Source organism: Amycolatopsis sp. NBC_01286, assembly GCF_035982555.1.
GTDB lineage: Bacteria > Actinomycetota > Actinomycetes > Mycobacteriales > Pseudonocardiaceae > Amycolatopsis.
The window spans coordinates 1,226,472-1,238,032 of sequence record NZ_CP108428.1; the positions used below are offsets into that span (position 1 = coordinate 1,226,472).

An 11,561-nucleotide genomic window follows, 5' to 3' on the forward strand; every position below is an offset into this window, starting at 1 on the left:
ATGACCGACCCGTCCGGCGACAAGGACCACCCGTCCACGTCGTACGACCCGCCGTCGACCACCGAGTCGTCGTCGTACGACCCGGGGTCCTACGAACCGCCCGCGACCGCGGACCCGACGTTCGACAGCACGGTCCCGGACAGCACCATCGCCGACAGCACGGTTTCGGACAGCACCGCCGCGGATCACACCGTCGCGAGCAGTACGGCCGCCGACACGACGGTCACCGGTGCCACGCCGCCGCCGTACCCGGCCGCCGGGAGCCTGCCGCCGGGGGCGTTCGAGACGCCCGCGGCGCACATCCCCGGCACGCCGTACGCGGCCCCGGGCTACCCGCAGCAGACGTACGCGCAGCCGTACCCGCCGGCGTACGGCGCGCCCTACGCGCCGCCGGCGCCGTACGCCCAGCCGTACCCGGGCGCCCCGCGCACCCAGGACAACGCGCTCGCCATCGGCGCGCTGGTCTGCTCGATCCTCGGCTTCTGCTCCGGCATCACCGCGCTGCCCGGGCTGATCATGGGCCACATCGCGCTGAGCCGCACCAACCGCGGCGAAGGCGGCGGCCGCGGGGTCGCCACGGCCGCCGTGATCATCGGCTACGTCGTCGTCGCGCTGTGGGTCGGCTTCTTCACGACGTTCATCATCCTGGGCGTGAACGGCCAGTTCGACAGCTAGTCGGACGTCGGCAGCGCCGCGTCGCCGGGGGTGCGCGGAGCCGGGGCCGCGTGCCCGTTCGCCTCCGGTTTCGCTTCCACCGCATCGGGTTCCGGCGCGGCCTCGGGAATCGCCGGCGCGACGGGCGCCGGCGGGGCCGCGGGTGCCGCGGCCGGCTTCGGGGTGTGCGCGTCGAGGAAGCGCAGCAGCTCCACCGGGAACGGCAGGATCAGCGTCGAGTTCTTCTCCGACGACACCTGGACCACCGTCTCCAGCAGCCGCAGCTGCATCGCCGACGGCGTGTCGGCCATCGTCGCCGCGGCCTGCGCGAGCTTGTGCGACGCCTGCAGCTCACCGTCGGCCGAGATGACGCGCGCCCGGCGTTCCCGCTCCGCCTCGGCCTGCCGGGACATCGAGCGCTTCATCGCCTCCGGCAGCGCGACGTCCTTGATCTCGACCTTGTCGATGTGGATGCCCCAGTCGAGCGCCGGGCTGTCGATCATCAGCTCCAGGCCCTCGTTGAGGTGCTCGCGGTTCGACAGCAGGTCGTCGAGCTCGCTCTTGCCGATGATCGAGCGCAGCGACGTCTGCGCGACCTGGCCGACGGCGGCGCGGTAGTCCTGCACGTTGACCGCGGCGACGACCGGGTCGATCACCTTGAAGTAGACGACGGCGTCGACCCGGACGGTGACGTTGTCGCGGGTGATGCCGTCCTGCGCCGGGACCGGCATCGTGATGATCTGCATGTTGACCTTCTGCATCCGGTCCACGAACGGGACCAGCAGTTTCAGGCCGGGCTCCTGCACCCGGGACCGCACCCGGCCGAACCGGAAGACGAGCCCGCGTTCGTACTGCTTGACCACGCGCACGCCGGCCGCGAGCCAAGCTCCGCCCAGTACGACGACGGCGCTGACGATCTCCACCACCATGGCTGCTCCCGGGGTTGCGATTTCCCCTGAAAACCCAGCGTACGCCCGTGGCCACCAGGGCGAAACGCGCTGGACGCGGCGGCCAGACTGAGGTCGTGAACGACCTTCGCGTGCCTCCGGTCTTCGCCGCCCGCGCACCCCGCGTGCTCGGCCCCGGAGCCGTCCCCTGGCTGGCCGCCCTGCCGGCTCTCGCCGCCGCGTACGCCCGCGAGTGGGGCCTGACGTTCGAGGGCGAGGCGATGCACGGCTACGTCGGCGTCGTCCAGCCCGCGCGCCGGGCCGACGGCACGCCCGTGGTGCTGAAACTGGGCTGGCGCAACGACGAGTCCACCGACGAGCCGGTCGCACTGTCCACATGGGCCGGCCGGGGTGCGGTGCTGCTGCTGGACTCCGCGCCGGACGACGGCGTCCTGCTGCTGGAGCGGCTCGACGCCGGGCGCACCCTCGATCACCTCCCGCTGCGCGAAGCCGTCCCGATCCTGGGCGGGCTGGCACGGCGGCTGGCCGTGCCCGCGCCGCCGGAGCTGACCCGGAGCGTCCGCGCCGAGGCCGCGGGGCTGGTCGAGGAACTCCCCCGGCACTGGACCGAGCTGGGCGAGCCGTTCGACCGGCGGCTCGTCGACGACGCCGTCGCGATCTGCCGCGAGCTGGGGCCGTCCTCGGGCGACCTGCTGGTGAACGAGGACCTGCACTTCCAGAACGTGCTCGCCGGGCGGCGCGAGCCGTGGCTGGTCATCGACCCCAAGCCGCTGTCCGGCGACCTCGAGTACGGCGTGATCCCGTTGTTCTGGAACCGGTTCACCGAGTCCACACTGGACGAACGGCTGGACCTGATCGTCGCGTCCCAGGAGCTGGACGCCGGGAAGGCACGCGCCTGGACGCTGGTGCGGGCGGTGCAGAACTGGCTCTGGAGGGTCGAAGAGTCCGCCGAACACGGCGTGGACAGCGACGACCCGGCCTTCGTCACAGTGCCGGAAATCGCCGCGTGGGCAGCCAGCCGATAGGGTCGGCGCCATGGCAGCGGTCAACAGGGTTTTCGCAGCTCAGCTGTCGGGTTTGCCGGTGTTCGGCCCGGACGGCGAATCCATCGGCCGGGTCCGCGACCTCGTCGCCGGATTGCGCCTCGACACGCAGCCGCCGCGGATCCTCGGCGTTGTCGTCGAGCTGACCACCCGGCGGCGGGTCTTCGTGCCGATGCTGCGGGTCACCGCGATCGAGCCGACCGCCGTCACGCTCGCCACCGGCTCGGTCAACATGCGCCAGTTCAACCAGCGGCCCAACGAGGTCCTGGTCCTCGGCCAGCTGCTGGACGCGCACGCGTCGCTGGCCGGCTCGGACACCCGCGTCACCGTCGTCGACGCCGGGATGGAGCCGACCCGCACCCGCGACTGGGTGCTGGCCAAGCTCGCCATCCGGGAGCGGCGGGTCGGGCTGGGCCGCCGCCGCTCGGCGATGCAGGTGCTGCCGTGGGCGGAGGTGGCCGGGCTGAGCCTGACCGACATCACCGGCCAGCAGCAGGGCGCCGGGCAGCTGCTCATGCTGTTCGACACCATGCGCTCGGTCGACGTCGCCGCGACGATCCGCGACCTGCCGCTCAAGCGCCGGCACGAGGTCGCCGACGCGATGGACGACGAGCGCCTCGCCGACGTCCTCGAAGAGCTGCCCGACGACGACCAGAAAGAGCTGCTGTCCTACCTCGCCGAGGAGCGCGCGGCCGACATCCTCGAGGCGATGAGCCCGGACGATGCCGCCGACCTGCTGGCCGAGCTGGCCCCGGCCGAGCAGAGCCGGCTGCTGGAGCTGATGGAGCCCGAGGAGTCGGCGCCGGTCAGGCGGCTGCTGGCCTACTCGTCCGACACCGCGGGCGGCCTGATGACCCCCGAACCGGTGGTCCTCACGCCGGACACGACGATCGCCGAGGCGCTGGCGCACATCCGCAACGCCGAGCTGCCGCCGGCACTGGCCAGCATGGTGTTCGTCTGCCGGCCGCCGACCGCGACGCCGACCGGGCGCTTCGTCGGCGTCGTCCACTTCCAGCGGCTGCTGCGCGAACCGCCGGCCGAGCTGGTGGCCAGCGCCGTCGACACCGGGCTGGCCGCGCTGCGGCCCAACGCGACGCTGCCCGAGGTCACCCGCTACTTCGCGGCCTACAACCTGACCTGCGGACCGGTCGTCGACACCGAGGACCACCTCATCGGCGCGGTGACCGTCGACGACGTCCTCGACCACCTGCTGCCCGAGGACTGGCGCGAGACCGGCCTGCACGACACGACCGGCGAGACCGGCGAACAACTGGAGGCCGAACGTGCCTGAGCTGACGTCCGGACGGCGGCTGGACCAGCCCCGCAGCCAGAACCGGTTCAAGCTGAACATCGACCCGGACACCTTCGGCAGGCTCACCGAGCGCGTCGCCCGGTTCCTCGGCACCGGCAAGTACCTGTTCTGGCAGACGCTGCTGGTGATCATCTGGATCGCGATGAACCTCACCGCCGTGTCGCTGCAGTGGGACCCGTACCCGTTCATCCTGCTCAACCTGGCCTTTTCGACCCAGGCGGCGTACGCGGCGCCGCTGATCCTGCTCGCGCAGAACCGGCAGGACGACCGCGACCGCGTCTCCCTGGAGGAGGACCGGAACCGGGCCCTGCAGACGAAGGCCGACACCGAGTACCTGGCCCGGGAGCTGGCGGCGCTGCGGCTCGCGGTCGGCGAGGTGGCGACCCGGGACTACCTGCGCGGCGAGCTGGACCGGCTGCGGGAGGACCTCGACGTCCAGCCCAGGAAGGCCAAACCGAACCGCGCTCCTACCGGCTCGTAACATGGACGGGGTGACCAGCACTCAGCAGCTCCCCAGCGTCGATGACGTCCGCAGCGCGCTGAAGAGCGTGCAAGATCCCGAGATCCACAAACCCATCACGGACCTGGGGATGGTGAAGGACGTCGTCGTCGGCGAAGACGGTGTCGTCACCGTCGGGATCTACCTGACGGTGGCCGGCTGCCCGCTGAAAGCGACGCTGACCAAGGACACTCAGGACGCCGTCTCGAAGCTCCCCGGCGTCTCCGACGTCCGGGTCGAGCTGGACGTCATGAACGACGAGCAGCGCACCGAGCTGCGGAAGTCGCTGCGCGGCGAGGCCACCGAGCCGGTGATCCCGTTCGCCCAGCCGGGCTCGATGACGCGGGTGTACTGCATCGCCTCGGGCAAGGGCGGCGTCGGCAAGTCGTCGGTCACCGTGAACCTGGCCGCGGCGATGGCCCAGCGCGGGCTCTCGGTCGGCGTCGTCGACGCGGACATCTACGGCCACTCGATCCCCCGCATGCTGGGCACCCGCGAGAAGCCGACCAAGGTCGACACGATGATCATGCCGCCGCAGGCGCACGGCGTGAAGGTGATCTCGATCGGCATGTTCACCCCGGGCAACACCCCGGTGGTGTGGCGCGGCCCGATGCTGCACCGCGCGTTGCAGCAGTTCCTGGCGGACGTCTTCTGGGGCGACCTCGACATCCTGCTGCTGGACCTGCCGCCGGGCACCGGCGACATCGCGATCTCGGTGGCCCAGCTGATCCCGAACGCGGAGATCCTGGTCGTCACCACCCCGCAGCAGGCGGCGGCCGAGGTGGCCGAGCGCGCGGGCGCGATCGCGCTGCAGACGCGTCAGCGCGTCGCGGGCGTCATCGAGAACATGTCGTGGCTGGAGCAGGCCGACGGGTCCCGCCTGGAGATCTTCGGCTCGGGCGGCGGCCAGACGGTGGCGGACTCGCTGACGAAGTCGATCGGCTCGGAGGTCCCGCTGCTGGGCCAGGTGCCGCTGGACCCGCGCCTGGTCGAGCAGGGCGACTCGGGCACGCCGCTGGTGCTGTCCGCGCCCGACGCCCCGGCGTCCGTGGTGCTGAAGGAAGCGGCGAAGAAGCTGACGGTCCGGGCGCGCGGGCTGGCCGGGATGATGCTGAACGTGACGCCCGCCGGGCGCTGACCCTCAAGTCCGTGAATGCCACATTGAGGGACCTGAAGTCCCTCGATGTGGCATTCACGGACTTCCGGTGAGCTACGTGGCGTCCGGGTCGATCGGCGGACGCTCGCCGGGCTTCAACGGCTCCGGCTGGGGCTTCGTCTGAGCGGCGGTGTAGCCGTTCGTGCCGTTGGTCCCGTTGCCGCCGTTGGTGATGCCCTTGAGGCCGAGCGGGTCGCTGTCACCGTCGAACAGGTGCTGCGTCACCACCCGCTTGGGGTCGAAGTTGCGCAGCCCGCGCAGGTCTTCCAGCGGCTTGCGCAGCTGGTCGAACTCCGGGCCCATCTCCTCGCGGAGCTGCTCTTTCGCCCCGGTCGCGAAGTCGCGGACCTTCTTCACGCTCTTCGCCATCCAGGACGCCGCCTCGGGCAGCCGTTCCGGGCCGAGGATGAAAAGACCGGCGATGATGAGGACGAGGATTTCCCCCCATCCGACACTGTCGAACACCGTCAACCTCCGCTCGGAACCTACTGGCTCAGGGTACTCGCCACCGGCCCTGCTCAAGCAGGCCGAACGTCCGAACTCAATCCGAAGCCAGGGTTACGTCCACGACGAAGCTGGCACCGTCACGCGCCAGCGACACCGGGACCACCTCGCCGACGTCGTGCGCGCGCACCGCGACCGTCAGTTCCGCGGAGTCGCGGACCAGGCGGGTGCCGATCTTGGTGATCACGTCGCCCTCCTTGATGCCCGCGTTCGCGGCCGGGCCGCCGGGGGCGACGTTCTTGACCTGCGCGCCCATCGTCGACGAGCCGGCGACCGTCGAGGACGCGTTGATGCCGATGTCGGCGTGCTGGACCTTGCCGTCCTTGATCAGCGCCTTCGCGATCTTGATCGCGTAGTCGCTCGGGATGGCGAAGCCGATGCCGATGCTGCCGCCGTCCGCGCTGGACGAGCGGATCGACGAGTTGATGCCGACCAGCGCGCCGGTGGCGTCGACGAGGGCGCCGCCGGAGTTGCCGTGGTTGATCGCGGCGTCGGTCTGGATGGCCTCGTAGGTGACCGGCGCGGCGCCGTTGTCGCCGCCGGCGGTGATCGGCCGGTTCAGCGCGCTGACGATGCCCGCCGTCACCGAGTTCTGCAGCGCCAGCGGCGAGCCGATGGCCATCACGGTGTCGCCGACCTGCAGGTCCGACGACTTGCCGATCTGCAGCACGGTCGGGTTGGTGACGTTGACCTTCACCACCGCGAGGTCGGTCTTCGGGTCGGTGCCGACGAGCTTGGCGTCGGTGCGGGTGCCGTCGATGAAGATCGCGGTGATCTTGACGCTCGGGTCCGCGGCGGCGGAGCTGATCACGTGGTCGTTGGTGAGGATGTAGCCCTGCGGGTCGATCATCACGCCGGAGCCCTGTTCGCCGGACTCGGCGCCGGGCTTGAACACCTCGAGCGAGACGACGGCCGGGGAGACGCGCTTGGCGATCTCGGCGACCGACCCGGCCGGACGCTCCTTGGCGGCCTCGGCTTCGGAGATCGTCGCGGAGCCGGTGAGCTCGGTGCCGGTGTCGGCGGCCCACCAGCCGACGAGCCCGCCGACGGCCCCGACGAGCAGCGCGACGACCCCGAGCAGGATCAGCGCCTTCGGCTGCACCCGGCGGCCGAACAGCACCTCGGGCAGGCTGAGCAACGCCCCGGGCGGACGTCGAGCGGGCTTCTCTTCGTCTTCGGCGGGCATCGCGGGCCCGGCGAGCACGGCCCCGGCGCCCGGATCACGCCACGGGTCACCCGTCCCGGTCCACAGCGGCGGCTCGGCCTGCGACGCGTCCCCGACGGCCTCCCGTGGCCGCTCGAGGAGAACGCCTTCGGCCCCGGGCGGCCGGCTGAACGCCTCGGCCAGCGACTCGGGAGCGGGCGGCGTCAGCTTGACGCCGTTGGCCTGCTGGGGGGTGTAGAGCTTGTCGAACGCCCCGTCGACCCCTTGGGGCCTGCCGAACACCGCGGCCTGCCCCGGATCGACGGCCGGCCGCGCCAGCGGGCGCGGCCCCAGCCGGTCGGCATCACGCGCGCCGGGCTGCTCGGGATTCACGTTCGGCTCGGTCATCATTCCCCGGTGCTGAAGATCAGGTGGCTGGGCGTGACGATACCCAAGCCCGGTGCGCCGAGTCTGCCGGTACGGCGGTGAAATGGCTGTTTCTTGGCCGAGTCGTCGGGTGAAGCGGCCGGTTGACCAGGGAGAGCATGCCGGGTTCCTGCGCGAGACAGGTCGGTTTCCCAGGCCGAGCAAGCCGAGTTGCCCATGCGAGGCGGGTCGGTTCCCAGGCGGAGCTCCCGCGCCAAGCGGGACGGTTCCCCCAGGCCGGGCAAGCCGAGTTCAGCACTCAGAACCGTGCGATCTTCCAGGCAAAAGGCCGGTTGCCCACAGGCAGAACGGCAATGTGGACAAATCGCCGTCGCCCCTCGCGAATGGTCATTTCCGTCGGGGGTCGCCGATAGACTGGACTCGGGGCAGCCCCCCAGGGATGGGCGGGGGGCGCTTTCGATCGGCAGGCCCGGCCCCGAGCAGTTCTGCGGGCGCCGGGACCTGGTCTGAACCGGGCCGCGCACTGGGCCACGCCAGGAGTCTGCGTACCGGGCCGCGTATGAGCCGAACGCACGGAAAGGCCACCTCGAGATCGAGGTGGCCTTCAGAACGAAACGTGCGCGGATCCGGTCAGCGAACGCCGACCGGCACCGCGATCGGCGAGCTCACCGGAGTGGACGTCACCGAGGGGGCCGGCTCCAGGCGCGGGGCCTGGGGCACCGCCATCTGGGCCGGGAGCAGGTTCGCGTTCTGCGGGACCTGGCCGCCCGTGTCCGGGGTGCCGTCACCGCTGTCCGCCGTCGTTCCCACCAGCGCCAGTGCGCTCAGCACCAACCCCGACACGACCACGCCCGCGCCCTGCGCCGCGCGGCGCTTGAAGCGGCCGCCGCCCAGGACGTTCGGGGACTGGCCGAGCGGGGCCGACGAGCCGAGCGGCGCCACGCCCCCCAGGACGCCCGAGTCGCGCAGGCCGGCGACCCGGTCGGGCCGCTGGACCGCGACGAGCTGGCCGTCGGCGGTGATCGCCAGGTTGTCGGGGCTGCTGGGCAGGTCCGTGTGCTCCGGGATGGACCGGAGGCTCGCCAGGAACCCGGCCGACATCGACGGCGCGCCGGCGCCGCGGATCGCGGCGCAGGCCTGTCGCTGAGCCTGGACGTCACCGGCGCAGGATGCGCAGCGCGTGATGTGCGACGCCGCGCGGTCACGCGCGCCGTGCGAAAGCTCGCCGTCCACGAACGCGACCACGGCGTCCGGCAGCAGGTGCGACTCGGGGAGTCCCCAGCCTCGCGGTGCGGTCATACCGACACCTTCGCAGACTCCGGGGCGTAACTGCGCCGGCGCTCCAGCGAAGCGCGCAGCGCCTGCCGGCCACGGTGGATCCGGCTGCGGACGGTGCCCAGCTTGACGTTGAGGGTGGCGCCGATCTCCTCGTACGAGAGGCCTTCGACGTCACACAGCACCACGGCGGCCCGGAACTCCGGCGGCAGCTCGTCGAGCGCGGCCTGCAGGTCCGGGTCCAGGTGGGTGTCGGTGTAGACCTGCTCGGGGCTCGGGTCGTCGCCCACGATGCGGTCGGTGTCCTCCGGCAGGCCTTCCATGCGCACCCGCGAACGGCGGCGGGCCATGTCCAGGAACAGGTTGGTGGTGATCCGGTGCAGCCAGCCCTCGAACGTGCCGGGCTTGTAGGACGCCAGCGACCGGAAGACCCGGATGAAGGTCTCCTGGGTGAGGTCCTCGGCGTCGTGGGTGTTGCCGGTCAGGCGGTAGGCGAGCCGGTAGACCCGGTCACCGTGCTCGCGGACGACCTCGTCCCACGACGGTGGCGTCCAGGCCGCCTCGTCGAGGGACACGGGCTGAGCCGCGTCGACGGCCGTATCGGCGTTCTGCATCGCGGGAGCAGGCACCTCCATCTGTGTTTCTCCTGTCTGCTCCACCCAACGCGGGCCACGGGCACGGTGTTCCCGTGCGTCTGGATTCGAGTCTGTCGGCGTTCCTTATGGTTCTAGTGAGACTGGACTGAGAACAGGCTGAGAAGTTCTTCCGGGGTGCTTACCAGGGAGCCTGCGCGGATTTATCGACAACCAACGCTAACCTCCGTGCGTGAACACGCCCACCCCTGCGGCCGCACCGGCCGACTCCGGGTTCGTCGACGGGTACCTGCCCGACGACGAGGTGCTGTCTTCGGCGCGCGCGCGGGCCGAGGACCTGGGCTGCAGCCCGCTGAGCGCGGGGGCGGGAGCGACCCTGCGGTTCCTGGCCGCCACGCTGCGGGCGAAGGCCGTCGTCGAGGTCGGCACGGGTGCCGGCGTGAGCGGGCTGAGCCTGCTGCGCGGGATGGCCCCGGAGGGCATCCTGACGTCGATCGACCTGGAGCCGGAGTACCAGCGGGCCGCGCGAGCGACGTTCCGCGAGGCCGGCTACGCACCGGGCCGGACCCGGCTGATCGTCGGGCGCGCGCTGGACGTCCTTCAGCGGCTGACACCGGGCGGCTACGACCTGGTGTTCGTCGACTCGGCGCACATCGAGTACCCGGGGTGCTACGAGCTGGGCGTATCGCTGCTGCGCCGTGGCGGGATCATCGCGTTCCACAACGTCCTGGCGGGCGGCCGGGTGATCGACCCCTCCCGCCGCGACCCGGAGACGCTGGCCCTGCGCGAGGTGGCACGGGCGTTTCGCGAGGACGAACGCCTGGTCCCGGCCCTGTTGCCGGTGGGCGGCGGTCTGCTGGTGGCCGCGGCGATCTGAGCTCAGCTCGGGACCAGCTCGCGGTGCTCGGTGCGGATCCGGGTTCCTGCCGCCACCGCGGCCGCCGCCAGCAGGAGCCAGATCGTCACCAGCGCGATCAGCCAGCCCCAGCCCGCGTGGCCGTAGACGTTCGCGCCCGCCGCGCCACCGATGCTGCTGCCCAGGTAGTACGTCGCCGTGTACATGCCGCCCACCTGGCCACGCGCGTCCTCGGGGGCGTCGGCCGCCGCCCAGCCGTTGGCGACCGCGTGCGCGGCGAAGAACGCGCAGGTCAGCACCAGGAAACCGGCGATGACCAGCGGTAGCGAGTCCGGCAGGGTCAGCGCCGCTCCGGCGGCCATCAGCAGCAGCGAGCCGATCACCGCGCGACGACGGCCGACGCGCGCGACCAGCCGTCCGGCCGCCGCCGACGAGACCGAGCCGGTCGCGTAGGCGAGGAACACCAGCGACGCGATCGCCGACGACAGGTTCAGCGGATCGCCGGTCAGCCGGAACCCGGCCGCGTTGTAGAGCGCGACGAACGAGCCCATCGCGAGCAGCGCCACGGCGTACTGCGCGAGCAGCACCGGGCGCCGCACCGCCGTCAGCAGGCCCGCCGCGACCGCCTTGAGCTGCACCTTTCCGCGAGCCGTCCCGGGCGGCAGCGTCACGACGGTGATCGCGGCGCACACCGCACCGATGCCCGCGACGACGTAGAGCGCGCCGCGCCAGCCGAGCGGCCCAGCGGAGAAACCGGCGGACAGCCGGCCGAGCATGCCGCCGACCGTGTTGCCCGCGATCATCGCGCCGACGGCGGCGGCGACACCCGCGCGGCCGAGCCGTTCGGCCAGGTAGGCGGCCGCGACCCCGGGGAACCCGGCGATCGCGATGCCTTGCAGCGCGCGCAGCACCAGTAGCGCCGGGTACGTCGGCATCAGCGGCAGGAGCAGCCCGAACACGACCGACGCGACCACCGACGTCACGATCACCGGCCGCCGCCCGACCACCTCGGACAGCGCGGCGATCGGCAGGACCGCGATGGCCAGCGCGCCGGTCGCGACGCTCACCGCGAGCGCCGCGCCGCCGGGATCGAGGTGGTACTGCGCGGCGAGCTGCGGCAGCACCGGCTGCGGCGCGTAGAGCAGGGCGAAGGAGGAGATCCCGGCCGCGGCGACGGCGGTCTTGACTCGGCGGGTGCTGGTCACCATCCGAAAGTAAGCAGGGCTAACC

The 11,561-nt window shown here is 71.9% G+C and carries 12 protein-coding genes; 6 read left to right on the forward strand and 6 right to left on the reverse strand.

The features are described from left to right. The gene (locus OG570_RS05715; protein ID WP_326955852.1) at nt 1–675 is read left to right on the forward strand and encodes a DUF4190 domain-containing protein; all 675 of its coding nucleotides are present in this window, start codon (nt 1–3) and stop codon (nt 673–675) included. Here the strand turns inward: OG570_RS05715 and OG570_RS05720 are convergent. Beyond that, entirely contained in the window at nt 672–1,583 is a 912-nt protein-coding gene (locus OG570_RS05720; RefSeq protein ID WP_326955853.1) for a slipin family protein, read from the reverse strand. The genes OG570_RS05715 and OG570_RS05720 overlap by 4 nt on opposite strands. Nucleotides 1,584–1,678: 95 nt before the next feature. On the opposite strand from OG570_RS05720, the gene OG570_RS05725 reads away from it, so the two are divergent. The 4 genes from OG570_RS05725 to OG570_RS05740 are packed head-to-tail and all read left to right on the forward strand — an operon-like array spanning nt 1,679 to nt 5,554. Then, nucleotides 1,679–2,587, forward strand: a complete 909-nt coding sequence (locus OG570_RS05725) for an aminoglycoside phosphotransferase family protein (protein WP_326955854.1) — start codon at nt 1,679–1,681, stop codon at nt 2,585–2,587. Between the two features lie 10 nt (nt 2,588–2,597). After that, the gene (locus OG570_RS05730) at nt 2,598–3,896 is read left to right on the forward strand and encodes a magnesium transporter MgtE N-terminal domain-containing protein (protein WP_326946311.1); all 1,299 of its coding nucleotides are present in this window, start codon (nt 2,598–2,600) and stop codon (nt 3,894–3,896) included. Beyond that, nucleotides 3,889–4,398, forward strand: a complete 510-nt coding sequence (locus OG570_RS05735; protein WP_247061038.1) for a DUF1003 domain-containing protein — start codon at nt 3,889–3,891, stop codon at nt 4,396–4,398. The genes OG570_RS05730 and OG570_RS05735 overlap by 8 nt, the downstream gene beginning before the upstream one ends. A 10-nt stretch (nt 4,399–4,408) precedes the next feature. Further along, nucleotides 4,409–5,554 carry an Mrp/NBP35 family ATP-binding protein gene (locus OG570_RS05740; protein WP_326946309.1) on the forward strand — a complete coding sequence of 382 codons (1,146 nt, stop codon included), beginning with the start codon at nt 4,409–4,411 and terminating at the stop codon, nt 5,552–5,554. A gap of 72 nt (nt 5,555–5,626) precedes the next feature. On the opposite strand, the gene tatB is transcribed toward OG570_RS05740, so the two are convergent. From tatB to sigE, 4 genes are all read right to left on the reverse strand, one after another. Then, complete coding sequence (tatB, locus tag OG570_RS05745; RefSeq protein ID WP_247061036.1) at nt 5,627–6,037, reverse strand: Sec-independent protein translocase protein TatB; 411 nt, start codon at nt 6,035–6,037, stop codon at nt 5,627–5,629. Between the two features lie 76 nt (nt 6,038–6,113). Beyond that, nucleotides 6,114–7,631 (reverse strand): S1C family serine protease, encoded by a 1,518-nt coding sequence (locus OG570_RS05750; protein ID WP_247061035.1) that lies wholly within the window; start codon nt 7,629–7,631, stop codon nt 6,114–6,116. A gap of 606 nt (nt 7,632–8,237) precedes the next feature. Then, nucleotides 8,238–8,906: an anti-sigma factor gene (locus OG570_RS05755; protein WP_247061034.1), complete on the reverse strand. Its 669-nt coding sequence runs from the start codon at nt 8,904–8,906 to the stop codon at nt 8,238–8,240. Then, nucleotides 8,903–9,517, reverse strand: a complete 615-nt coding sequence (sigE, locus tag OG570_RS05760; protein ID WP_442788247.1) for an RNA polymerase sigma factor SigE — start codon at nt 9,515–9,517, stop codon at nt 8,903–8,905. Before sigE ends, OG570_RS05755 begins: the two co-directional genes overlap by 4 nt. Before the next feature lie 190 nt (nt 9,518–9,707). On the opposite strand from sigE, the gene OG570_RS05765 reads away from it, so the two are divergent. Next, on the forward strand, nt 9,708–10,352 hold the full coding sequence (locus OG570_RS05765; RefSeq protein WP_247061033.1) for an O-methyltransferase: 645 nt from the start codon (nt 9,708–9,710) through the stop codon (nt 10,350–10,352). Between the two features lie 2 nt (nt 10,353–10,354). On the opposite strand, the gene OG570_RS05770 is transcribed toward OG570_RS05765, so the two are convergent. After that, nucleotides 10,355–11,539: an MFS transporter gene (locus OG570_RS05770; RefSeq protein ID WP_326955855.1), complete on the reverse strand. Its 1,185-nt coding sequence runs from the start codon at nt 11,537–11,539 to the stop codon at nt 10,355–10,357. Between the last annotated feature and the right edge of the window lie 22 nt (nt 11,540–11,561).